This is a genomic window from Lacicoccus alkaliphilus DSM 16010 (genome assembly GCF_900142805.1).
GTDB classification, from domain to species: Bacteria; Bacillota; Bacilli; order Staphylococcales; family Salinicoccaceae; genus Lacicoccus; species Lacicoccus alkaliphilus.
Window position 1 is genome coordinate 333923 of sequence record NZ_FRCF01000002.1, and the last position, 22496, is coordinate 356418.

The window sequence follows — 22496 nt, forward strand, 5'->3', positions numbered from 1 at the left end:
GCAATCATTCACTTTTTAGCTGTGCTTTCTTCATTAGTTTTCCGCTTCATACGCTTCTGTCCTTCCCTGCATTCATCCAGAAGCGGGCATGTCCCGCACTTTGGGCTGCGGGCCGTACAATGATACCTGCCGAAGAATATCAATTGGTGATGCGCTTTGCTCCATCTCTCTTCGGGAATCTTCTTCATCAGTGTTTCTTCAACTTGTGTGACATTGTCCTTATACCGTGCGATGCCGAGGCGCTTGCTCACTCTCTCGACGTGGGTGTCGACAGCAATCCTCGGGACATCGAAGGCCACGGACAGCACCACGTTCGCCGTCTTGCGTCCGACTCCGGCAAGGCTCACCAGGTCATCATAATTGCCGGGCACGATGCCGTCGAACTTATCGAGGAGATCCCGGCAGAGTTTTTGGATGTTTTTTGCTTTGTTCCTGTACAGGCCGATGGATCGTATGTCATTTTGAAGCTCTTCCAGTGGGACGGCTACATAATCCTCGGGTGTTTTATATTTCCTGAAGAGTTCTTTTGTGACTTTATTGACATGATTGTCTGTGGCCTGGGCGGACAGCAGCACGGCGATCGTCAGTTCGAAATTGTTGCTGTAGACGAGCTCCGCTTCTGCATCCGGGAACAATTCATCGATGACATCCAGCATTTCAACGGTTTTTTTACCACTAATCATCCAGACTCTCTCCTTTCAGCCAATTCCTGACCGGCGGGCGCTCCCTTTTCGGTTCAAGCGGCGTGCGGTTCAGGTTATTTAAAATACGTTCCACATACTGCAGCGATGTGATCTGGTTCTTATAGGCGAGATTGACCGATTCCTTGATCATATCCACCGAATAATTGGAATCTGAAAGCCAGCTGTTCATCCGTTCAAATTCACTGGGTGACAGTGCCCTGCCGTAGAGGTTTTCGACGAATGAAAACAATTCCTGTATCTGATGCTCATCCTTCACATCGTTCTTATCGGGGGAGATGAAAGCGGCGACCTTTTCATATGCAGGTGCGACGCTCAAAACTTCCCTGTGCCCGTCCCCGGTGGTCTCATTATATATTTCTATGAAGGATTTACTGATCAGCTGCTGAATGATCATGTTGATGGATTTGCCGGACAGGGTCGTCCCCTCGATCAATTGTGTGATATCGGGGAGCGGTCTTGTATCCGAATGGTGCTGCATCAGTTTAATCAGTATGATCAGCTCACTTTCATCCAGTCCGAGCGCACTGTAATGGTCAAAAAGGATTTTATTGACCGGGAAAGTGATGTTGCGTATATATTTATCCATCACGGTAATACCCACTTTCTAATAAATGGCAGTGTGCACAATTGAATTGCAACACACTGCCATTATACTGCTATTTCATATTAAGGATACAGACGGTTCAGCAATCTAGGGAACGGGGAAGTTTCCCTCACATGCTGGACACCGGACAGCCATGCGACCGTCCTTTCCAGCCCGAGACCGAAACCTGAATGCGGTACACTGCCGTATTTCCTGAGATCCAGATACCACTCGTAATCATCGGTGCTGAGCCCTGAATCTTCAATGCGCTGTTTCAATGTGTCATAGTCATGGATCCTTTCACTGCCGCCGATGATTTCACCATAACCTTCCGGTGCAATGAGATCCGCACACAATACCGTCCTTGGATCTTCAGGGTTCTCTTCCATATAGAATGATTTGATCGCTTTCGGATAGTTGATGATGAAGACCGGTTTATCATAGTGATTTGCGATTTCCGTTTCGTGCGGTGCACCGAAATCCTCGCCCCACTCGATGTCATCGTAGCCTTTTTCATGCAGCAGCTCGATTGCATCGGTGTACGTGATGCGTGGAAACGGTGCTTTTATCTGCTCGAGTACCGCAGTCTCCCTGCCGAGAGCCTCGAGGTCGAACCTGCAATGCTCCAGCACGTTCTGCACGATATACTCCACATACTGTTCCTGCACTTCCAGGCTGTCGTCATGCTCATAAAAGGCCATCTCCGGCTCGATCATCCAGAATTCTATCAGATGACGGCGGGTCTTCGATTTCTCGGCCCTGAACGTCGGTCCCATGGTGAAAACTTTACCATGTGCCATCGCCGCAGCCTCTGCATAAAGCTGTCCACTCTGTGAAAGGAAAGCATCTTCATCGAAATATTTCGTATGGAACAATTCGGTGGTCCCTTCCGGTGCACTGTTGGTCAGGATGGGTGAGTCGATCTTTTTAAAACCGTTGTCGAAGAGAAAGTCATGCGTGCTCTTGATGATCTGGTTCCTGATGTTCATGACGGCATGCTGCTTCCTTGACCGGAGCCACAAATGACGGTTATCGAGCAGGAATTCCGGCCCATGCTCTTTTGGTGTGATCGGGTACCCTTCCGCCTCATGGATGATATCGATTTTGCCGACTTCCATCTCATAACCGAAGGAAGAACGCTCGTCCTTTTTGATCAGTCCGGTGACATACATGGACGTCTCCTGGTTCAGACCTTTGGCCACATCGAATAATTCTTCGTCGTTTGCCTTGACCACCACGCCCTGCATAAATCCGGAGCCGTCCCTGAGTTGCAGGAACTGCAGCTTTCCGCTGCCGCGTTTCTGCAGCAGCCAGCATCCTATTGTAACTTCCTGACCTTCATACTTTGGTGATTCCTTTATTGTGATCTTCATCCTTAAACTCCTTCTAACCTCTCAGTAACAAAATTTTTCATGCGTGTCATCGCCTCGGTCATCATTTCCTTGCTCGTCGAGTAACTGATACGGATATTATCATCCAGGCCGAAAGCCGAGCCCGGCACTACTGCCACATGTGCTTCTTCAATCAGGTCCTTGACGAAATCGTCGACTGTTTCGTATCCCATCTTCACCGTGCACGCCTTGAAGTTCGGGAACAGGTAAAATGCGCCGTCCGGTTTGATGCACGTCGTATGGGGTATTTCCTCCAAGAGCGCGTAGGCATGATCCCTGCGGTCTTTGAAAGTCTCGTTGAATTCAGTCAGGAAACCTTCATCCATCCCGTAAGCTGCGACTGCAGCCCATTGTGAGGGTGACGCAGGGTTTGATGTGGACTGGCTTGCAAGACCGGTCAGTCCTTTGATCAATGCTTTGTCGCCGCATGCATAGCCGATTCTCCATCCGGTCATTGCATGCGATTTGCTGACGCCGTTGATCACTACCGTGCGGGCCTTCATCTCCTCGCTCACGGAAGCGATTGAATAATGTTCCGTATCATAGACGAGCACCTCATAAATTTCATCGGCCACGACGATGAGGTCGTTATCGAGTACGACTTCTGCGATTGCTTCAAGCTCCGCTTTAGAATAGACCATTCCTGTCGGGTTGTTCGGTGAATTCAGCATGAGTATTTTTGTATTATCAGTGATGTTCTCCTTCAGAAGCTCCGGTGTGAGTTTAAAGGAAGTCGATTCGTCGGTATGGATGAGCACGGGTGTGCCGTCGGCAAGCTTGACCTGCTCCGTGTAGCTCACCCAGTATGGTGACGGTATGATGACCTCGTCACCTTCATCAACCAATGCCTGGAAGACGTTGTAGAGTACATGCTTGGCACCGGAAGCCACGAAGATTTCGGCCGGTTCATATTCGAGCTGATGGTCTCTCATCATCTTTTCTGAAATGGCTGATTTCAACTCCGGTATGCCGGCTGCAGGTGTATATTTTGTAGCCCCGTCTTTTACGGCTTCAAAGGCCTTCCCAATGATTTCATCCGGGGTGTTGAAGTCCGGTTCTCCTGCGCCGAGACCGATGATATCGACACCCTGCGCCTTCAGTTCCGTCGCTTTTGCAGTGATGGCCAGTGTCTGACTTGGCGTCAAGTTTTGAACACGCTGAGATAATTCCATATTTCTGCTCCTTTTCATTACAAATTATATTAGATCATTACAATTATAAATCACCCAGGTACCGTTTGAAAGCCTTCCGTGAGCCGTTGATGATATTTTCTTCGGGGAAGTACTTCAAAAAAGCATTCCTGTACGGCTTGTACAGTATTCTGTCATCCAGCAGAAGGATGAGGCCTTTATCTTGTGTATTCCTTTTGACACGGCCGGCCAGCTGTCTGAACTGGAATACCGCCTGGGGCAGATCGTCTGTATAAAACGACTGGAAACCATCATTTTTCGGCACCGGAAAAGGCAGCTTGGACAGCATGATGCACTTGTCATCCGTCCCTTCGATGTTGATGCCCTCGCTGAAGCTGGAAGTTGCAAGCAACAGCACATTGTCAAGCTGGTTATACTGCATCAGCAGCTTGTCCGGGGAGACGGTACGGTTTTGCCTGAGGACGATGAAGTCATCGAATAATTCGACTTCCTTCGTCAGTTCGTACACTTTATTCAACAGTTCGTAGCTTGAAAAGATCACAAGCAGCTTACTCTCCGTCTCGCTTAAATACATCGACATGTAATCGAGCATTGCGTATATATACTCATCGTCATTCTGGTCGAAGGCTGGTATGTCGTCTGGTATGAACAGCCTCGTATTGCTGAACAGCGCTTCGTTGCTTATGATGGCGGTGTCGAAAGCCTCGCCGTTGAACACACCATCCAGATGTTTGAACGCGCCCTTCACTTCCAGCGTCCCTGACATCATGATCAGGGAATGAATATCATGAGTTTTTGAAAACAGCGAGAATGCAGGCTTCCTGACGATGAATTTCAGCCTTTGAATGTTCCTGTCATGATGAATATGATAGTTTTCTTTTTCAAATGCGCGGGCGAGGTCCGATAAGGTCACGGAAAAATAATGTATATGGTTATAGAGCGGCTGGTATGAATGAGTGCCCCGTATGGTACCGAGGAATATTGAACAGAATTCCAGAGCGCGATCTATGATGTTCCCGGCGCTCTTCAGATTCTTCGCCTGGATGGCATTGAAGAGCATATCGACGTGATCATTGAGTTTTCCCATCAGATCTTCAAGCAGATAAGCATGTCTGAAATCATTATTCTCGATATATGAACTGAGGAGCCGGTTCTGCCTCGGTGTACCGATCTGTCCGACAAAAAACTTCATATCCTGATAAGTATATTCCGTTTCCGTGCGTTGATCCAGGGCATTTTTCAGCTGATGCGCTTCATCCACGATAATATATTTCACACCCTCCAGCTGTTCCAGACAATCCTGTATGAAGTAATGGTTCGTAAAAACAATCGGAGCCCGCCTCGCCTTTTCAAGTGCAAGGGAGAAGTAGTAATGGCGTTCCCTTCTCCCGGTCTGGATGAGCATCGTCTTGTAATACGCCTGTTCCGGTCCCCGCAGGCCTATTTCAGATAAATCTCCGGTCTCCGTTTCGAGCAGCCATGTCAGCAGCCTCATTTTGAGGAGGATGATTTCCGGGTTATTATCTTCCATTTCCAGGAGTGCACTCACCGCGTTCAAGTCGAGGTAATTCTCCCGTCCCTTGAAATTGGTGAATGCCATGTCCAGCTCCAATGCGCGGGTCAGTCTGTCCAGTTCAATGTTGACCATCTGGTTCTGAAGGATTTTTCTGGAAGTGGAAACCAGCACCTGTTCGTGATAAAGGGAATGAAAGCTGATGGCTGCGATCAACAGTGCACCTGTTTTCCCTATTCCGGTATATGCTTCGACAGCAAGATGCCTCCCGTTTTCAAAATGGCTGAAGATCTCATTCGCAAGCTTCAGCTGTTCTGCCCGGTACTCCGCCCCGGTCACTTCGATGTAACGATCGTACAGTTCCCCGACCGTATATTGGGGAAGTTCATGTGTGGATACATCGGTCCGGTTGATGTAAAAGTCATTATATCTTTTCAAATTCTGCGGGGGAGCTTCCAGTTCCGCTTCGGAAAGGATGCTGAAGATCAGGTCGGCAAGGCTGAACCTCAAATGTTTGGATAAATGATAGAGCTGCTTCAGCGTCTCACTGTTCGTATTTACCATCTTTTCGAATAAAAACAGCAGGAGTCTGGCTGTGGCAAGCGCATCTTCATCCGCCCGGTGTGCATTGGATAGTTCTATTCCGATTTTCGAAGTGATTTCGGCGAGCTGGAAGCTATTTTCAGCCGGGAGGAAGATCTTCGACAGCTCGACCGTATCCAGTGTCAAATGCGGTGAATAGTCCAGGCCGCAGTGCCTGAAATGATTTTGAAGGAACGTCAGGTCAAAGTCCACATTGTGGGCGACGAAGACATGGCCCTGCAGCATTTCATACAGTTCACGGGCCACCTCCCTGAACAACGGAGCGCCTTTGAGCATATCACCATCTATGTTGGTCAGATCCTGGATGAACACCGACAGCTCGGTCCTGTCACCCAGAAACGTCGTATACTGGCCGGTGACTTCCCTCTTATCGATGAAGACTATGCTGAGTTGGATGATGCTGTCTTTATTCACGTTGTTGCCGGATGTTTCAAGATCGACAACAGCGAACTTTTGATTAATCATTAAATATCACCAAATTTTAAAATTCAATATCTGCACTGATTATTTTATGTGTTTCACCATAGCGGTCCACTGCAAGCAGAAAACCTTCATCGGTGATATCCACCGGTTTTGCCAAGAATGTCCGGTTCATTTCTGAAATCCTCATCTCTTTGCCGAAAATGATGGATTTTGCCATCCATTCCTCTTTGATGGATGAAAATGGCGTATTCATGAACTGATGGTACTGTTGCTCCAATTCATGGATCAGGCGGGTCAAAAACGATTCTGTATCACTATTCATTCTACCATTTTTTTTCATTTCATTCTCTATGGAAGTCGCCGTCTCCAGGGCAGTGATCTCCTCTGTTTCATACAGATTGATGCCGATGCCGCAAATGATATTTTGTATCACATTATTCTCACTGACCACTTCAGTCAGGAAGCCGCAGACTTTTTTGCCGTCTATGTAAATATCATTCGGCCACTTGATGCCGGCATCAAGGTCGAAAGTTTCTTCAATTGCGTTCGCAATGGCAAGTGAAAGGAAGAGGTTGAATTTGATGATCTCATTCAAATAAATATCCGGTTTAAAGACTGCAGACATGTAGAGCCCCGATTTTTCAGGAGAGGTCCACTCCCTGTTAAAGCGACCCCTGCCCCCGGTCTGTTCACCCGCCACGACGATGAATGGCTTTTTAATATCGGTGATTTTCTGGAATGCGATTTTTTGTGTGGAATCCACAGTATCCCGGTAGATGACCTCGGAAAATAGTTTTGAGTCCTTTATCATTGAGGTCAGCAGCGTCTCATTCAATTCATTCGATGCCCCGATGAGCTTGTAGCCCTTGCTGGCCACCGACTTCACCGTATATCCGTCTTCTTTGAGGTTCTGCACGGCCTTCCAGACTGCAGTCCTGGATATGCTGAGCGCTTCAGCCATCTTCTGGCCGGATATGAATTCATGTTTACTCAATAATTTCAATACTTGCTGATTCAACTTTGACATGTGTTTTCACCCAATCGATTATATCGTTATGATTATTTTTCAATCTTCCGAACAACACTTCCCTCTCTATGATGTTCAGGCATTCTTTAATCCAGGGTCCACTCCGTGAACTGTACAATTCCATCAGGTCCCTGCCGTCGACTTCCAGATCCTTCTTGCTGCTGATCGGAAGGGAAAGCTTGAGTGCCTGCGCCTTCTGAAGTAATGACGACTGCTGTGTCAGATGATTCTGATCATTGGCGGCGGCGAACCGTTCGAGTATATCTTCGTCAAATGAATAGGAAACCTCGAGCGGATGATCGCCCTTTTCCAATGCTTCATGAAGCGCTGCGCATCCTTTGACGGTATGGAGTTCTTTATTTGAAAGTTTTAAATGATGGAGTGACCCTTTCAAGGAGGGGTCACGGATGACCTGTACAATCAGTTCATCCAGCAGGTCATCGACTCTGCTCTTCAAAAGGTCATCGTCCGTGATTTCAGAGAAGAACGGGATGTGACGGGCCAACCCCGTGCGGACCAGTTTGACCTTTGCCTGGTCGAGGGCCACACCATTATACATCTTTTTAAATTCCGTGACGATGCGTTCCACTGATACATGTTTCATTAAATGCGCATTGGCTGTCATCGCTACTCCTGTCTCCTCTTCAATCCCGAAGTCCAGCACCGACATGAACCTGAGCGCGCGGACCATCCGCAGGGCATCTTCGCCGAATCTGTCAGACGCATATCCGACGGTGGTTATCTCACACTTCTCTATCGCTTCACGCCCCTCGTAGGGGTCATGGAAAGTGTAATCTTCAGCCATGGCCATCGCATTCATGGTGAAGTCCCTGCGCTTCAAGTCTTCATTCAGACGATTGGAGAAGATGACTTCATCCGGATGGCGGTGATCGGTGTATATGCCGTCAGTCCTGTAAGTGGTGACTTCAAAAGGGGTGCCCTCAGCCATGACGATGATTGTGCCGTGTACTTTCCCGACATCGATCGTCTTTTCAAAGAGGCTTTCCACCTCTTCAGGTTTCGCGTCCGTTGTTATATCCACATCCTGTATATCCCTCGCCATGTAGAAATCCCGCACGCAGCCCCCGACAAAAAATGCTTCAAAACCACGCTCATTCAGTTTTCTTATTATTTTTGCCCCGGCTTCGAATAACGTTTGCATCATTTACCCTCTTTTAATGAAAAATATAAATTTTCGTACTGGTCAATGATATTCCCGCTCCTGAAGCGTATGCCGATATCATCAAGCATATTGTTCTTCAACTCCGCATACTTTTCCGGGTCTGTCAGTAGACGGCACAGGTGCACGGCCGCACTTTCATAATCACCGACATCTACGACATAGCCCGTTTCCCCGTGCTCGATCACTTCGCTGATCCCCCCTGCACTCGAACCGACAGGGACAGAGCCGCAATTCATGGCTTCCAGCAGGGAAAGGCCGAAACTTTCCTGTTCGCTCAGCAGCATGAAGCAGTCGGACATCTTATAATGATTGACGACATCGGTCTGCTGTCCTGCAAAAATGACTTTGTCCTCAAGGCCCAGGTCATGGGAGAGCTGCCGCATCCTGTTCATTTCAGGTCCGTCCCCGACGAGGAGAAGGATGGAATCCACTTTCGGGCAGACGATGTTGAATGCCCTGATTATATCTTCGATTCTTTTGACAGCCCTGAAATTGGAAGTGTGCATGATCACTTTAGTATCTTCGGAAATGGCATATTGTCTCTTCAGCTGAGCCCTGACCAGCTCCCTGTCCTCCAGGTTGAACTTGGTTTCGTCGATGAAGTTATATACGGTCGTTATGTCCTTGTCGGGCTCGATCAGCCTGTAAGTATCATTTTTCAGGCTTTCAGACACAGCAGTGGTCATGTCGGAAGACTCGATGCCGAATCTGATTGCGTCCTTCAACGATGCATCATGCCCGAGTACCGTGATGTCAGTGCCGTGCAGTGTACTGATGATTTTGACATCACTGCCGGACATTTGTCTGGCCAGTATGCCGCATACGGCATGAGGCACTGCATAATGCATGTGTATGAGATCCAGCTCGTGGTATTTTATCACTTCCGCTATTTTACTCGCGATCGTGATATCATATGGCGGGTACTGGAACACGCTGTAACTGTTGATGTCAGTCTGATGTATATATATGTTCGGGTGGTTGATCGTCAGTCTGAAGGGCACTTTGGAAGTGATGAAATGTACCTCGTGCCCTCTTTTCGCCATCTGTATGCCGAGCTCGGTTGCAATGATGCCGCTGCCACCGACGCCGGGGTAGCATGTTATGCCTATCTTCATTCCCCCACCCCGCTTTCGTTGATGCTGATATAGTGCATTACGGCACTTGCCGTACCTTCATTGGTCGCAAGAGGCACATCATAGACGTCTGAGAGCCTCAGCAGTGCAGAGACGTCCGGTTCATGGGGCTGCGCCGTCAAGGGATCCCTGAAAAATATGATTGCATCTATCCCGCCTTTTGCAACCAGGGCGCCGATCTCCTGATCCCCGCCGAGTGGGCCGGACTTGAAGCGGTGTATGCTGAGCCCCGTCTCTTCCATCAGCTTTTTGCCTGTGGTGCCGGTTGCATACAAACCGTGCTTTTTGAAAGTGTCCACATTTTCTTTCACAAATGCAATCAATGCTTCTTTTTTCTTGTCATGGGCGATCAGTGCAATTTTCATAGATGCCTCCAAATTGATTTATATACGTTCATTATAGAGAAAAAAAGGTGTCATGTGAAATAATCAAAAAAACAGCCGGAGAGCACTCCGGCTGTTAGTTGTTCTTCTAGCTCTGGCTTCTTGCAATCAGTATGAACCTCACGAGTTCCGCCACTGCCACGGCTGTCGCCGCCACGTATGTCATGGCTGCTGCATTCAGCACTTTCTTGGCATGCCTGTACTCTTTCTGATTGACTATATTCAGCGATTCTATCTGCTTCATTGCACGGTTCGATGCGTCGAATTCCACCGGCAGCGTCACCAGCTGGAAGAGGACTGCAAATGCCATCAGGCCGATACCTGCCCAGAGCAATGTAGTTCCAAACTGCGTATCCATACCTGCGGTAAGCAGCATGCCTGCTATGATCAGGAAATATGAGAAATTTGTGCCCAATTGTGCAAGAGGGAACAACGCTGACCTGAAGTTCAGGAATTTGTAGCCGGTGGCATGCTGTATCGCATGTCCGACTTCGTGGGCGGCCACTGCAGTGCCTGCCACGCTCGGCTTATCATAGTTGTGGGGTGAAAGGCGGATGACCTTGTTTTTAGGATCATAATGATCACTCAGGAATCCCTGGCCCCTTTCGACACCCACATCATAAATGCCGTTCTCATGTAGGATTTCCTCTGCGACTTCCCGTCCTGTCAGTCCACTTGTTGAACGTACTTTAGAGTACTTGTTGAAAGTGGATTTGACATTCATCTGGGCAAGCATTGGAACGACCATCAATATGACGAAGTAAAGGATGATACCCATTAAGTTATTTCCCTCCTAATATTGTCTTCTTATATTTTACTTTAATATTCATTCGTTCGTCAATGTATTACGCCTCGGTACAAGCTGATGCAGCAGGACCAGGACGAGCACCGTCAGCCAGAATGAAAAGTAACCGATATGATCGCTGTATTGCGCCAGTTGCCCATAAACCGGATACTGGCCGTATACATAGTCGATCACATCATTATGGAAGAGCCAGATGGCGGTGATATAGAGATGCACCGGCTTGATTTCGAGATGAGGCAGGAATAAAAATGCCTGTAAAGCCATGATGCCGTGTGATGCGACAAGCATGAGCCCGATCCAGGAAATGAAGCCCGTCTCCACGAATGTCAGCATGTTCATGACGACCGCCCAAACCCCGTACTTGATCAGTGTTGTGAACGCGAGTGCATCGATCAGTCCCCACTTTTTCCTCATCAGTATGAGGACGATCAATATGCAGAGGAAAAGCGTCGCAGTCGGGCTGTCCGGCACGAAGGGGATGAAGTACCATTCGGTATTGGCAATCTGTCCCCTGTACCAGTAATATCCATATACCGTACCTATAAAATTACTTATCAGCAGTAGTATCAAGAACCATCTGTTGAACATCAATCCAATTAATTTATTCATCCTCATCACCTAATAAAAAACCCCCTTTTACCAAGGGGGTTCAATTTATTCTTCTGATTCAGGTACGTTATCGGCCTCATCCGCCGATACTATTTCAAGATCAGCCACGAACTCTGAAATTGCAACAATTTCATCATCCGTCAGGGTGCCTTCAAAAGCAGGCATCTCCCCTACACCATTTCTTACGAATGCTTCCACCGTTTCAGGATTATAATCCGGTTCAATCAGACCCGGACCGGAACCGCCTGCAAGCTCACCGCCGTGACAGCTCGTACAGTTCGTCCGTATCAATTCATTGAACACGGGATCGTCGGCATCAAGGTTTGAGAAAACGATCTCACCCTGTTGGTTCTGCTGCTCCCAGTCATGGTAAGCAACGGATTCCCAAGTCGTGTAGAAAATGATTGCTACCGATGCAAGCATGAGTCCGCTTGCAATCGGACGGCGTTTCCAGTGGCGGTCTTTTTTGTTATCGAGCCAAGGGGCCAATAAAAGAGCGGTAAACGCAATACCGGGTATAACGATTGCACCGATGACGTTGAACGGTCCGGATGCATAAGTATACTTCAGTATTTGATAAAGAAATAGGAAGTACCAGTCAGGTAGAGGAATATATCCTGTATCAGTCGGATCAGCCACCCGCTCGAGCGGGGCCGGGTGTGCAACCACCAAACATAGGATACCAATCAGGAAGACTGCGCCTGTCACCCATTCTTTTAAGAGAAAGTCAGGGTAAAATTCTTCGGTACGCCCTGGAAATTCTGAGTAGTCACGATTGAGCTTTGGTTTATCATACTTCTGTACACGGGAATCTCCGACAAATGTCAGTCCTTTTCCACGTTTCATATATTTTTACCTCCCATTTCTCCTATAGTGGTCCTGCGATACCTTGTCTACGTATCATGATGAAGTGAACGGCCATCAAGATAAACAATGCAGCAGGCAGGAAAAATACATGGATAGCGAAGAATCGTGTCAATGTCTGTGCACCAATGATTGTATCGTCACCGGCCAGCAGTGTCTGGATCCAATCACCTATGAATGGCACACTACCTGCAATATCCAACCCTACTCTAGTTGCGAACAATGCTTTCATATCCCAAGGCAGTAAGTATCCGGTGAATGCAAGTCCGAGAATCGTTGCGAAGAGCAGTACGCCGACAACCCAGTTCAATTCCCTAGGAGCCTTATAAGCACCTGTAAAGAATACTCTTAACGTATGTAAGAACATCATTACAACAACTAAACTCGCACCCCAGTGGTGCATACCTCTGACAATCAAACCAGCTGCTACATCGTGCTGAAGATAGTAAACAGAATTCCAGGCATTAACGATATCCGGTACATAATACATCGTCAGGAACATACCTGATAAAATCTGTATCAATACTATGAAAAATGTCAGTCCTCCAAAACAATAGACGAATGCAGAGAAGTGATAGGCAGGGTTAACGTGCTCCGGCACCTCATGATCCGCCACATCCCTCCATATAGGAGTGATATCCATGCGGTCGTCTATCCAATCATAAATTCTATTGAACATCTAGTTTCCCTCCTATACTAATTGGTTTGGAACTACTTGGCCTATTGTAAGATAACCATCGGATTCGCCGACTTCAAACTGATCCAATGGCCCAGTTGGAGGAGTTCCTGGAACGTTATTCCCATTCTTCTCATACAGGCCATTATGGCATGGACAGAAGAATCTCTCCGGGTTGTTATCATCAGCAGCCCATGTGACTGTACAGCCCAGGTGTTTACATACAGGCGAGAATGCGATGATCTCATCACCGTCCCGGAACACCCATGCAAAATCAGTCACTTCACTTGTATACCAGGCATCTTCCTGTTCGAAAGTGAAGTCGACCTGCATCGGCTCTTCTGTAATTTCATCAATAGTGACACTTGTCGTCACCATATCTCCTTCTGCATCTTCCTGGAATAGCGGATCCAGTGCCATCCTTCCCATCGGAAGTATCATACCGGCCGCCATGAATGACCCGACACCCATTAAGGAATAGTTCAGGAACTGGCGTCTTGTAACTTTTTGCGACATTATATTTTCCCCCCTCAAGCACATGCGTTCTTTTACATTAAATATAACTAGGACATATCAATTTTAGCCTATTAAATTCTGACGGTCAATAAGCTTTCATAATTTTTAATGTGCGCAATATGCGATAATCGTGTAATTATACTTAAAACTAACTGTTCCATATTGAAATGATGGTTTTCATCACTTTCTTGACTTCTTCGTTCACCAAATCGAACTTGATATCGTTCGTCATATCCTGCAGCGGGATGTGATTCAGACGTATGGCCGTATGGGGTTCGCCGAGGTCCAGGTGGGTGATGATCACCACTTTTTTGAACCCGTAATCATAGAGTTGTGCTTCATACTGCTCAAGTACTGTCGTGTCGGACTGGACCGTGGTCATCGCAGGAGTGATGAATACCCGGCCTTTGAACTGCTTTTCCAGCTGGATGGTGACCAGCTGGAGCAATTCGATGTCATTTGCATACGACAGTGCCCCGCTGTCCATATCTGCACTTACAAACGGGATAATTGCCGTATCCACAAACTCGAGCTGATCCTTCAGAACTTTTATATCATCATATTTATATAGCATATGCTCACCTTTCAATGGACCTTGCTTTGTTCAGCTGATCGCTCAATTCATAAAACAAACTCCTGTCGTTATTCTGCAGTGCTGCGTCGATCTCCGCCTCAAGATTTCTGATTTGAGAATTGATATGGCTGCCTACGTCGCCCTTTTCCCGTTCTTTGACTGCCTCATATCGCCTGTTCCGGTCATGGAAGATGAATTCAATATAGAGGGGTGATGCCTTGTTGCTGTTTATGTCGTGAAATATCACTTCGCCGTCGGTCGTTATGATCTGGCCTTTTTCAAAGACCAGTGTCGGTCTCCCGGTGGTTTCTTCGGCAATCCTCAATCTGCGGTCCGATGATCTGTCTGTAAAGGATATGAAATTGGTTATCGTCGGATGTGCTTTGATGAAATTCAATATCCACACAGCCGTCCTGTCCCGAAAGTCATAATGATAGAGAACGTAATCCAGAAAATCACGCTTATAGTTCGCTGTCCTCATCCATTAAACGCTCCTTTTCATCCTGCCATTTGATATTGGAAGGATCCATTTCAAGTAACTTTTCGAGTATATCCCTGCGTAAAGGGTCTCTGACTTCACTTAAATAATAATAGTAATCTTCATGAAACTCCAGTGAATCGCCTATGAGGCCCGCCGCTTCACTGTAATACTTCATCGCTTTTTCGTCATCTTCGTTCACGGCGTGGATTTTGGCGAGCAGGTACAGTGATTCGCCTGACAATGTATGATGATCGAACTCACCCAGGAAATCGTCGATCTCTTCGGCGGCATCCATCTTCAACAGCGTTTCGAACAGCATCAGATAAGCATCATCATAATCCTGGTCGAGTTCAATGGCTTTTTTGAAATACTCCAGTGCATTTTCTGGCTGGTTGGTCCTGAAGTGCAGCCGTCCCAGATGAAAATAAGCAAGTGGATTGCTGTCATTCTCGGTCAGGTATCTCTCCATGATCCCGACGGCCCCCGGCAAATCATGCTGTGTTTCGTAAATGTTCATCAGCAGGATATATGCATTCATATAATATGGTTCATTATCAAGGACTTTTTCAAGAAGCTTGATGGCCTCATCATAGTCCTGAAGCTGATATTCGAGAAGGGCTTCGCGATACCAGTCATCGTTGGAATAGTTTTCGTCACTGGCAGCAGCGAAGCACTCTTTCGCATCTTCAAGATTCAGAAGGTTCATATTGATTTCAGCAAGCCTCAGGTTGACGTCGATCTGATTGACCTGTTCAATCCCATGGTTTATGAGGAGCTGATAATGCCTGTTCGCTTCAGATAAGTCACCATCGTGGAAGTACAGTTCTGCGATTGCAAAATCAATGATTGGGTCATCGGCCATTGATTTAGCCTCAAATAATGATTTCAGTGCAATGTCGTTCATGTTGAGCTGCTGAAAAATCTCAGCCTTCAGCATGAGGACGACCGGCGTTCTTTTTGAACTGTTGATCAGACTGAGCGCCTCATCCAGCCGGTTGTCCGTAATCATCAGATCGGTGAGATAAGCGATGACCTCGTCATCATGGTCGGTATTATGATAAAGGTGCAGATAAACCTTTTCAGCATAATCATGAAGACCGCCCGAAACGAGCGCGTCCCCCATTATGAATAAAGCTTCCATGTCGCCTGTACCCTTCATTTCAGAAAGATTGTGGACGATGGCATTCAGCTTCTCCTCGGGATATTCTCCCTTGTTCAGCGAATCGGTCGCCTGGTAGATCATTTCCTGCATTTTAAAAACCCTTTCATCTGGCCTTTTTCAGTTTCTGCAAATCCTTTAGAAACTCCGGATATGAAATGTTGATTGCCGATGTATCATCTATATTGATTTCAGTACCGGTGGAGATGGCCATGACAAGCAGCATCATGATGATTCGGTGGTCATGGTAGCCTTTGAACTCCCTGCCTGAGACTTTCAATTCTTTAAGTGGATACACCATGAAGCCGTCTTCATACTCTTCAAACTCGACGCCGAATTTCACGAGCTCATCGATGACCGCCCGCAACCTGTCCGTTTCCTTGTAACGCAGCTCCTCCGCACCTTTTATGAAGCTCGGGCTGCGCCCGAAAGCCCCCAGAACTGCAAGCACCGGGATCTCATCGATCAGTCTCGGGATGATCTCCCCGGACAGGTCGAATGAAGTGAGGTCTTTTGAATGACGGACATGTATATTTCCGATGGCCTCCCCTTCATTGGAGACCTCCTCGATTTCAATATCTGCATTCATCTGTTTGAACACGTCGATGATGCCGGCCCTCGTCTCATTCATAGAGACGTTTTCTATCATAATGTCGGAGCCTTCGGTGATTGCTGCAAGTACCATGAGGAAAGCGGCGGATGAGATATCTCCCGGCACCTGGACATCATTCGCGCTCAGCGACTGGCCGCCCTTCATACTGATGGAGAGGCCGTCGACTTCGATATCTACCCCGAACTGTTCCAGCATGATTTCTGTATGATTCCTCGATCTGACTTTTTCATGGACGGTGGTTCCGCCATCCGCATACAGTGCCGCAAACAGGATGGCACTTTTCACCTGGGCGCTGGCTACAGGCATTTCATACTCTATCGCGCTGAGGCTGCTCCGTTTCATCACAATCGGAGGATATTTACCGTCGACGAGGGAGATGTCCGCGCCCATTTCCCCGAGCGGTGTGGCTACTCGGTCCATCGGCCGTCCGGCGATCGAGCTGTCACCCTCTATCGTCGCCTCGATACCCAGTCCTGCAATCAATCCCATCAGGAGGCGTGTCGTGGTTCCGGAGTTGCCTGTATATAAAACCCCTTCAGGGGTCGTGAAGTTGCTGCTGCCGGGTGAAACCACAGTCATCCTGTCATCTTCCCTTTTGATTTCGACACCGAGCTGGCCCATTATCTCAGCAGTCCTGAACGTATCTTCACTTTCAAGCGGTGAATGGATGACAGAGGTCCCTTCAGCCAATGAGGCCATCATCAGTGCCCTGTGTGTTATGGATTTGTCGCCCGGCACCTGGATGGTGCCGGTGAATGTATGATTCAGTAATGATTTCATAATGACTCCTTCATTGCCCGTATATATTTTACCATTTTTCCGGTCCCGATTTCAGTAAAATAGGGCTGAAAATCGTTATTCATTAATATAAAACCCACGGTGTCATCACTCGTATTCTTCTTATCATGTTTCATGTATTTGAGCATCCGCACCGGATCGAGCGTCTCCAGTATCTCCATTGGGTAACCCAGATTTGAAAAATACCGCTGATGCGCCTCCAAGTCAAAAAGCCCGGAGTCTGTTTCATTATTGGAAATGAACATCATCGCATATAATCCCAGCATGACCGCATGGCCGTGGGGTATCTTATATTCATATTCTATTGCATGGCCGAGTGTGTGGCCGAGATTCAGAAATTTCCTCGAACCTGATTCAAACTCATCTTCGGATACATAATACATCTTAGTCCTTATTCCTTCAATGATGCTGTCTTCAAGGTCTTCGGCCTTTATGCCCCCGGCAGTGCGGTCCATCAACACGGTCACTGCTTTTTCGCTGTTCAGTAAAGCATGTTTATATACTTCGCCGAAACCGCTCAATATTTCCGGCTCGGGGAGGGTTGTCAGAAAATCCAGATCGTAAATCACCCCGCGTGGCCTGTGAAAAGCCCCGATCAGATTTTTACCGTGGGATGAGTTGATGGCTGTTTTTCCGCCGATGGCGGAATCATGTGCCAGGAGGGTGGTCGGCACCTGGATGAAATCCACACCCCTTAAGGTGACTGATGCGGCAAAACCGCCGGCATCCCCTGTCGCCCCGCCACCGATCACCACGACCAGGCTTGAGCGTTTAATGCCACGTTCAAGCAGGCTTTCCACCAATTGCATGAAAGCTTCCGCCGTTTTGGCAGCCTCGCCCGAACGGGTGAGGACCGGCGCTTTAATATGTTTTATAACGGTGTGTTTAAAATGGGCATGGACGTTTTCATCCACTATATACAAAACATCGTCATACCCGGATGTGTAATATTGCAGTGTCTCATTGAAGATGCCGTGTCCGACGTGAACTGTGTAGTTTTCATCTGGATAAGTCGTCTTGAATTCCTTCATGTTTAAAAGTCTTTCACTTTTTCTTTATGGACTTCGACTGCATCTTGCAACTCCTCGAAGCTGTCATGAGGAAACTTCTCCAGGATCGCTTTCGCCATTTCGATTGCAACCATGTGCTCACACACGATGGAAGCTGCCGGCACAGCACAGGAATCGCTCCGTTCGACCGTGGCCTTGAACGGTTCCTTTGTATTGATATCGACACTCATCAAAGGTTTGTAGAGTGTAGGTATCGGCTTCATCACAGCACGGACGACGATCGGCATCCCTGTGGACATGCCGCCTTCGAATCCGCCCAGATTATTGGTTTTGCGTGTGTAACCCGCTTCACTGCTGTAAAGGATTTCATCCTGGACTTCCGAGCCCGGAGTCTCAGCGAGTTTGAAGCCCATGCCGAATTCAACACCTTTAAATGCATTGATGCTGATTACACTGCCTGCAATCTTCGAATCGAGCTTCCTGTCATAATGGACATATGATCCGAGCCCGACGGGCGGGTTCTTGACGATCACTTCGACGATGCCCCCAATGGAATCGCCGTTTTTCTTCGCCGCATCGATCAGCTTTTCCGTCTTAGCGGTCTGTTCCTCAGAAATCATGCGGACTGAAGACCGGTCGGAACCTTCACTGATTTCATCGTAAGTGTACTCGCCCTCATCTTTGACTTCTCCTATCTGAACCACACGGCTCGACATTTCGATGCCAAGTGCATGGAGCAATTCCTTGCAGAGTGCGCCTACAGCGACACGCGCTGCAGTTTCACGGGCCGATGAGCGCTCAAGGACATTGCGGAGATCCCGTGCATTATATTTGATGCCGCCGACAAGGTCTGCATGGCCCGGTCTCGGCTTCGTGATGACACGTTTCATCTTTTCCTCTTCTTCAGGGCTGAGTGGATCGCTCCCCATGATCGTCGTCCAGCTTTTGAAATCATCGTTGGAGAGTTCAATCATGATCGGGCTGCCGAGCGTCTTGCCGTGCCTGATGCCCGCTCCAAAAGTGAATGTATCCTTTTCAATCTTCATTCTGCGTCCGCGGCCGTAACCGCCCTGTCTTTTTATGAGTTCAGCTTCCATGCGTCCTTTATCGACAGGCATATTCGATGGAAAGCCTTCAATGATTGCAGTAAGTTTCGGGCCATGTGATTCCCCGGATGTTAAAAATCTCATAGTTCCACCTTCTCTTCTAAAATTATATTAAAAAAAGCTGAGTAGAAAACCCAGCTCATTGTTTCATGTTTAGTAAATCCATTCTTTATTGATCAAATCATAATTCAGTATTTCAGCTTCATCAAAGAACAGGTTGATTTCTCTTTCAGCACTTTCAGGTGAATCTGAGCCATGGATGATATTTTTTCCAACAGTTAAACCGAAGTCGCCTCTGATGGTCCCCGGTGCAGCTTCCTGCGGGTTGGTGGATCCGACGACGAGCCTCGCAGTCGAAATCACATTTTCACCTTCAAGCACCATTGCAAAAACAGGGCCTGAAGTGATGAAGTCGACCAATTCACCGAAGAATGGCCTTTCTTCGTGTTCCTGATAATGTGTTTTGGCAAGGTCTTCTGAAACCTGCATCAATTTTGCCCCGACGATTTTAAACCCTTTATTTTCAAGTCTCGAGACGATCGGGCCGACAAGGTTTCTTTGAACCCCATCAGGTTTAATCATTAGAAAAGTTTTTTCCATTATTAAATCTCCTTATAATTTAGTTATGTGACCATTTTATCATTATTTAATTTTAATGTTAATTTATTTCAGACGTTTTTCGAGTTTTTCTGCAATTTCAAGCAGGTAGCTTCTGACTGGTTCACTGATGCCCTCCAGATGTGAGATGGCCTGATCATAGTGGCGGGAGCTTATATCCATTGCTTCCTCCAGTGCTCCGGAGCCGATTATCTGTGATATCAGCTCATCCAGCAGTTCCGGTCTGTCCTTAAAGTCCGCCAGATCCTGCCTGAACCGCTCATCCTGATCCCGGAGAAGCAGCACGGGCAGAGTGAAATGGCCGTTCGCAAGATCAGAGAACTTCGGCTTGCCAAGCGCGGCCTCATTCCCGGTGAAGTCAAGGCAGTCATCTATGATCTGGAAACTCAACCCGATATGCTTTGCAAATCCGGTCAAATCTTCCATCGTCTCTTCATCCAGATGGCTTGCATAGCTCCCCAGTCTGACACTGAGCACTATGAGCAGCGCAGTCTTCCGGTAGATTTTCTTATAATAGTCATCATAACTCTGTCCGGAATTGAACTGGTGATTGAATTGCAGCAGTTCTCCGCTGACGATCTGCTCAATCGCCTCGGAATAGGTTTGGTGAAATTCCGGATGTTCTATGTCACTTACGAGATGAACTGCAGTGGATAACAGCAGGTTGCCGGTACTCACCGCCTGAAAATAACCGTACTCATAATATGCCGTCGCCCTGCCCCGCCTCATATCACTGTCGTCTATGATATCATCATGGACCAGCGTAGCCATATGAAGCAGTTCAAGGCTCGCACTGACCTTATATACATCGCCCATCTTGTCGGGATTCCCCAGACGCCCGGCCAAGATGGATAAGGTCGGCCTTATTTTCTTCCCGCCTGATTTATATAATTCCAGACTCAAATCATTGGACAGGACACCTTTAGGTTTCAGGCTTTCCTTTATGAGCCTGTCGACTTTGATGAAATCCGGTGCGAGATATTTCTTCAATGAGACCATGCCTAGCCCTCAGTTATCGGTTTTATGGCAAAGTGAGAGGCTGCCGTACCTAAAGTATGGGGAATGATTTTAATGTTTGTAAAACCCGTGGATACCAGCATCTGTTTCAGGGCCTCTTTTGAAAGGAATGAATGGGTCGACTCATACAGCCAGGTGTACTCATCTTTCTTTTTTGCGAGCAATCCGCCGAGAACCGGCATGATTTTTCCGAAATACACTTCAAAACCATAATTCACGAAGTTGTTTTCGGGAGTGGAAGTCTCCAGTATCACAAGCGTGCCGCCCGGCTTCAGGACGCGGTAGAAATCTTTGATTGCAGCCTGGTAGTCCGGCAGGTTCCTTAAGCCGAACCCGATGGTCACATAATCGAACCGGTCATCTTCGAAAGGGAGGTCCATCGCGTTGCCGTGGAACAGGGATATATTACCGAAATCGGCCGTCTTCTCTTCAGCCACTCCTAGCATGTTCTCACTGAAATCAAGACCGACGGTATCCGCCCCGCTCAAAGCGAGCTGGACGGTCCAGTCACCCGTGCCGCAGCAAACATCCAGAACTTCCATGTCTCCATCCAAAAACATGTGGGCCATGGTCTTATTTCTCCATAACGTATGCTGGTTCAGGCTGATGATGTTGTTCATATGATCGTAGTCATCTGATATGGTATTGAAAATTTTATGTACACGTTGTTCTTTATCCATTATTGTCACCCGAACTTCTTCGTAATGTAAGGTAGTCGATCTGCATCAACATCTTCTATGTATTGATCGATCAAGTTAAACAGGCTTTCATGTGCATAACCATTATCCACAAGATAAATAAGAGGTGCAAATAAAAGGTGCTGCAGTTCCTTATGGGAGGGATTTTCAGGAATCCTGGCATAGGCCGACTTCTTGGAAGTGATCACCTTTGATATGCCGGAGACATCGTTTATCACTTTATACTCATTATGTGCCGCGAGGATTTTATAGAACTGACTGAAAAAATAATCGCCGGTGAGGACATGTTCTTCCCTGTCTGCTTCAGCAGGTTCAATATCCAGTATTTGCAGTGCTTTATTGAAAAATAAAACCGCCTGGCAGATATGGGGGCCCTGGACGATGTTGCTCTCATCTGCGAAGAAGTTGAAGAAAGGTTCACTATGTAGTTCCAGTTTATTGTTTTTCAAATCTTTCTCTATCTGTTGTATAAGATTTTCCATGAAAAAATCACCTTATAAATTAATAGACCTAACATTAACCGTTAGGCCTAAAACATAAATTATTTTACTGCATCTTTAAGTGCTTTACCTGCTTTGAAAGCCGGTACTTTTGAAGCTGCAATCTCTATTTCTTCACCAGATTGTGGATTGCGTCCTTTACGTGCGGCACGTTCACGAACTTCAAAGTTGCCAAAGCCGATCAGTTGCACTTTTTCTCCATTTTTCAAAGAATCCTGAATTGATTCAAATACTGCGTCTACAGCAGCACCTGCTTCTTTTTTAGTAAGGTCAGCCTTATCGCTGACAGCGTTGATTAAATCAGTCTTATTCATACTAGTCCACCTCCCATAATGAGTATAATGATATGTTTTATCAT

At 47.2% G+C, this 22496-nt stretch carries 25 protein-coding genes; all 25 read right to left on the reverse strand.

The window, feature by feature from the left end; all coding sequences use genetic code 11:
* Nucleotides 1-8: 8 nt before the first annotated feature.
* Nucleotides 9-683: an endonuclease III gene (nth, locus tag BUA12_RS01800; protein WP_072707720.1), complete on the reverse strand. Its 675-nt coding sequence runs from the start codon at nt 681-683 to the stop codon at nt 9-11.
* Nucleotides 676-1290, reverse strand: a complete 615-nt coding sequence (locus BUA12_RS01805; protein ID WP_084669818.1) for a DnaD domain-containing protein — start codon at nt 1288-1290, stop codon at nt 676-678. The genes nth and BUA12_RS01805 overlap by 8 nt, the downstream gene beginning before the upstream one ends.
* 80 nt (nt 1291-1370) lie before the next feature.
* Entirely contained in the window at nt 1371-2660 is a 1290-nt protein-coding gene (asnS, locus tag BUA12_RS01810; RefSeq protein WP_072707724.1) for an asparagine--tRNA ligase, read from the reverse strand.
* 2 nt (nt 2661-2662) lie between these two features.
* Entirely contained in the window at nt 2663-3850 is a 1188-nt protein-coding gene (locus BUA12_RS01815; protein WP_072707726.1) for a pyridoxal phosphate-dependent aminotransferase, read from the reverse strand.
* Between the two features lie 43 nt (nt 3851-3893).
* On the reverse strand, nt 3894-6410 hold the full coding sequence (locus tag BUA12_RS01820; protein ID WP_072707728.1) for a helicase C-terminal domain-containing protein: 2517 nt from the start codon (nt 6408-6410) through the stop codon (nt 3894-3896).
* Between the two features lie 16 nt (nt 6411-6426).
* Nucleotides 6427-7395 carry a biotin--[acetyl-CoA-carboxylase] ligase gene (locus tag BUA12_RS01825; RefSeq protein ID WP_072707730.1) on the reverse strand — a complete coding sequence of 323 codons (969 nt, stop codon included), beginning with the start codon at nt 7393-7395 and terminating at the stop codon, nt 6427-6429.
* A complete protein-coding gene (locus BUA12_RS01830; RefSeq protein ID WP_072707732.1) occupies nt 7355-8557 on the reverse strand; it encodes a CCA tRNA nucleotidyltransferase in 1203 nt (400 codons plus the stop codon). The genes BUA12_RS01825 and BUA12_RS01830 overlap by 41 nt, the downstream gene beginning before the upstream one ends.
* Nucleotides 8557-9693, reverse strand: coding sequence for an N-acetyl-alpha-D-glucosaminyl L-malate synthase BshA (gene bshA / locus BUA12_RS01835; protein WP_072707734.1), 1137 nt, complete (start codon nt 9691-9693; stop codon nt 8557-8559). The genes BUA12_RS01830 and bshA overlap by 1 nt, the downstream gene beginning before the upstream one ends.
* Nucleotides 9690-10076: a methylglyoxal synthase gene (gene mgsA / locus BUA12_RS01840; protein ID WP_072707735.1), complete on the reverse strand. Its 387-nt coding sequence runs from the start codon at nt 10074-10076 to the stop codon at nt 9690-9692. Before mgsA ends, bshA begins: the two co-directional genes overlap by 4 nt.
* 106 nt (nt 10077-10182) lie before the next feature.
* Nucleotides 10183-10872: a zinc metallopeptidase gene (locus BUA12_RS01845; RefSeq protein ID WP_072707737.1), complete on the reverse strand. Its 690-nt coding sequence runs from the start codon at nt 10870-10872 to the stop codon at nt 10183-10185.
* 48 nt (nt 10873-10920) lie between these two features.
* Nucleotides 10921-11508, reverse strand: a complete 588-nt coding sequence (locus BUA12_RS01850; protein WP_072708849.1) for a DUF1405 domain-containing protein — start codon at nt 11506-11508, stop codon at nt 10921-10923.
* A gap of 45 nt (nt 11509-11553) precedes the next feature.
* The gene (locus tag BUA12_RS01855) at nt 11554-12354 is read right to left on the reverse strand and encodes a menaquinol-cytochrome c reductase cytochrome b/c subunit (protein WP_072707739.1); all 801 of its coding nucleotides are present in this window, start codon (nt 12352-12354) and stop codon (nt 11554-11556) included.
* 22 nt (nt 12355-12376) lie between these two features.
* A complete protein-coding gene (gene qcrB, locus BUA12_RS01860; protein ID WP_072707741.1) occupies nt 12377-13051 on the reverse strand; it encodes a menaquinol-cytochrome c reductase cytochrome b subunit in 675 nt (224 codons plus the stop codon).
* 12 nt (nt 13052-13063) lie between these two features.
* Entirely contained in the window at nt 13064-13564 is a 501-nt protein-coding gene (locus BUA12_RS01865; RefSeq protein WP_084669821.1) for a Rieske (2Fe-2S) protein, read from the reverse strand.
* Nucleotides 13565-13712: 148 nt separating this feature from the next.
* On the reverse strand, nt 13713-14138 hold the full coding sequence (locus BUA12_RS01870; protein ID WP_072707743.1) for a DUF2487 family protein: 426 nt from the start codon (nt 14136-14138) through the stop codon (nt 13713-13715).
* A gap of 4 nt (nt 14139-14142) precedes the next feature.
* On the reverse strand, nt 14143-14619 hold the full coding sequence (locus tag BUA12_RS01875; RefSeq protein WP_072707745.1) for a YpiB family protein: 477 nt from the start codon (nt 14617-14619) through the stop codon (nt 14143-14145).
* A complete protein-coding gene (locus BUA12_RS01880) occupies nt 14600-15871 on the reverse strand; it encodes a tetratricopeptide repeat protein (RefSeq protein ID WP_072707747.1) in 1272 nt (423 codons plus the stop codon). The genes BUA12_RS01875 and BUA12_RS01880 overlap by 20 nt, the downstream gene beginning before the upstream one ends.
* Nucleotides 15872-15884: 13 nt before the next feature.
* Nucleotides 15885-17171: a 3-phosphoshikimate 1-carboxyvinyltransferase gene (aroA, locus tag BUA12_RS01885; protein WP_072707749.1), complete on the reverse strand. Its 1287-nt coding sequence runs from the start codon at nt 17169-17171 to the stop codon at nt 15885-15887.
* Nucleotides 17168-18220, reverse strand: a complete 1053-nt coding sequence (locus tag BUA12_RS01890; protein ID WP_072707751.1) for a 3-dehydroquinate synthase — start codon at nt 18218-18220, stop codon at nt 17168-17170. Before BUA12_RS01890 ends, aroA begins: the two co-directional genes overlap by 4 nt.
* A 2-nt stretch (nt 18221-18222) precedes the next feature.
* Nucleotides 18223-19389: a chorismate synthase gene (gene aroC, locus BUA12_RS01895; RefSeq protein ID WP_072707753.1), complete on the reverse strand. Its 1167-nt coding sequence runs from the start codon at nt 19387-19389 to the stop codon at nt 18223-18225.
* A gap of 69 nt (nt 19390-19458) precedes the next feature.
* A complete protein-coding gene (gene ndk, locus BUA12_RS01900; protein ID WP_072707755.1) occupies nt 19459-19905 on the reverse strand; it encodes a nucleoside-diphosphate kinase in 447 nt (148 codons plus the stop codon).
* 63 nt (nt 19906-19968) lie between these two features.
* The gene (locus tag BUA12_RS01905; protein WP_072707757.1) at nt 19969-20922 is read right to left on the reverse strand and encodes a polyprenyl synthetase family protein; all 954 of its coding nucleotides are present in this window, start codon (nt 20920-20922) and stop codon (nt 19969-19971) included.
* Between the two features lie 2 nt (nt 20923-20924).
* Complete coding sequence (locus BUA12_RS01910) at nt 20925-21620, reverse strand: demethylmenaquinone methyltransferase (protein WP_072707759.1); 696 nt, start codon at nt 21618-21620, stop codon at nt 20925-20927.
* Nucleotides 21621-21625: 5 nt separating this feature from the next.
* A complete protein-coding gene (locus BUA12_RS01915; protein WP_072707761.1) occupies nt 21626-22120 on the reverse strand; it encodes a hypothetical protein in 495 nt (164 codons plus the stop codon).
* Nucleotides 22121-22179: 59 nt separating this feature from the next.
* Nucleotides 22180-22452, reverse strand: coding sequence for an HU family DNA-binding protein (locus BUA12_RS01920; RefSeq protein ID WP_072707763.1), 273 nt, complete (start codon nt 22450-22452; stop codon nt 22180-22182).
* Nucleotides 22453-22496 lie beyond the last annotated feature (44 nt).

What these genes read in the sequence shown, in the direction of transcription:
- nth (WP_072707720.1), bottom strand. Translation starts at nt 683, where the DNA reads ATGATTAGTGGTAAAAAAACCGTTGAAATGCTGGATGTCATCGATGAA.
- BUA12_RS01805 (WP_084669818.1), bottom strand. Translation starts at nt 1,290, where the DNA reads ATGGATAAATATATACGCAACATCACTTTCCCGGTCAATAAAATCCTT.
- asnS (WP_072707724.1), bottom strand. Translation starts at nt 2,660, where the DNA reads ATGAAGATCACAATAAAGGAATCACCAAAGTATGAAGGTCAGGAAGTT.
- BUA12_RS01815 (WP_072707726.1), bottom strand. Translation starts at nt 3,850, where the DNA reads ATGGAATTATCTCAGCGTGTTCAAAACTTGACGCCAAGTCAGACACTG.
- BUA12_RS01820 (WP_072707728.1), bottom strand. Translation starts at nt 6,410, where the DNA reads ATGATTAATCAAAAGTTCGCTGTTGTCGATCTTGAAACATCCGGCAAC.
- BUA12_RS01825 (WP_072707730.1), bottom strand. Translation starts at nt 7,395, where the DNA reads ATGTCAAAGTTGAATCAGCAAGTATTGAAATTATTGAGTAAACATGAA.
- BUA12_RS01830 (WP_072707732.1), bottom strand. Translation starts at nt 8,557, where the DNA reads ATGCAAACGTTATTCGAAGCCGGGGCAAAAATAATAAGAAAACTGAAT.
- bshA (WP_072707734.1), bottom strand. Translation starts at nt 9,693, where the DNA reads ATGAAGATAGGCATAACATGCTACCCCGGCGTCGGTGGCAGCGGCATC.
- mgsA (WP_072707735.1), bottom strand. Translation starts at nt 10,076, where the DNA reads ATGAAAATTGCACTGATCGCCCATGACAAGAAAAAAGAAGCATTGATT.
- BUA12_RS01845 (WP_072707737.1), bottom strand. Translation starts at nt 10,872, where the DNA reads ATGGGTATCATCCTTTACTTCGTCATATTGATGGTCGTTCCAATGCTT.
- BUA12_RS01850 (WP_072708849.1), bottom strand. Translation starts at nt 11,508, where the DNA reads ATGAATAAATTAATTGGATTGATGTTCAACAGATGGTTCTTGATACTA.
- BUA12_RS01855 (WP_072707739.1), bottom strand. Translation starts at nt 12,354, where the DNA reads ATGAAACGTGGAAAAGGACTGACATTTGTCGGAGATTCCCGTGTACAG.
- qcrB (WP_072707741.1), bottom strand. Translation starts at nt 13,051, where the DNA reads ATGTTCAATAGAATTTATGATTGGATAGACGACCGCATGGATATCACT.
- BUA12_RS01865 (WP_084669821.1), bottom strand. Translation starts at nt 13,564, where the DNA reads ATGTCGCAAAAAGTTACAAGACGCCAGTTCCTGAACTATTCCTTAATG.
- BUA12_RS01870 (WP_072707743.1), bottom strand. Translation starts at nt 14,138, where the DNA reads ATGCTATATAAATATGATGATATAAAAGTTCTGAAGGATCAGCTCGAG.
- BUA12_RS01875 (WP_072707745.1), bottom strand. Translation starts at nt 14,619, where the DNA reads ATGAGGACAGCGAACTATAAGCGTGATTTTCTGGATTACGTTCTCTAT.
- BUA12_RS01880 (WP_072707747.1), bottom strand. Translation starts at nt 15,871, where the DNA reads ATGCAGGAAATGATCTACCAGGCGACCGATTCGCTGAACAAGGGAGAA.
- aroA (WP_072707749.1), bottom strand. Translation starts at nt 17,171, where the DNA reads ATGAAATCATTACTGAATCATACATTCACCGGCACCATCCAGGTGCCG.
- BUA12_RS01890 (WP_072707751.1), bottom strand. Translation starts at nt 18,220, where the DNA reads ATGAAGGAATTCAAGACGACTTATCCAGATGAAAACTACACAGTTCAC.
- aroC (WP_072707753.1), bottom strand. Translation starts at nt 19,389, where the DNA reads ATGAGATTTTTAACATCCGGGGAATCACATGGCCCGAAACTTACTGCA.
- ndk (WP_072707755.1), bottom strand. Translation starts at nt 19,905, where the DNA reads ATGGAAAAAACTTTTCTAATGATTAAACCTGATGGGGTTCAAAGAAAC.
- BUA12_RS01905 (WP_072707757.1), bottom strand. Translation starts at nt 20,922, where the DNA reads ATGGTCTCATTGAAGAAATATCTCGCACCGGATTTCATCAAAGTCGAC.
- BUA12_RS01910 (WP_072707759.1), bottom strand. Translation starts at nt 21,620, where the DNA reads ATGGATAAAGAACAACGTGTACATAAAATTTTCAATACCATATCAGAT.
- BUA12_RS01915 (WP_072707761.1), bottom strand. Translation starts at nt 22,120, where the DNA reads ATGGAAAATCTTATACAACAGATAGAGAAAGATTTGAAAAACAATAAA.
- BUA12_RS01920 (WP_072707763.1), bottom strand. Translation starts at nt 22,452, where the DNA reads ATGAATAAGACTGATTTAATCAACGCTGTCAGCGATAAGGCTGACCTT.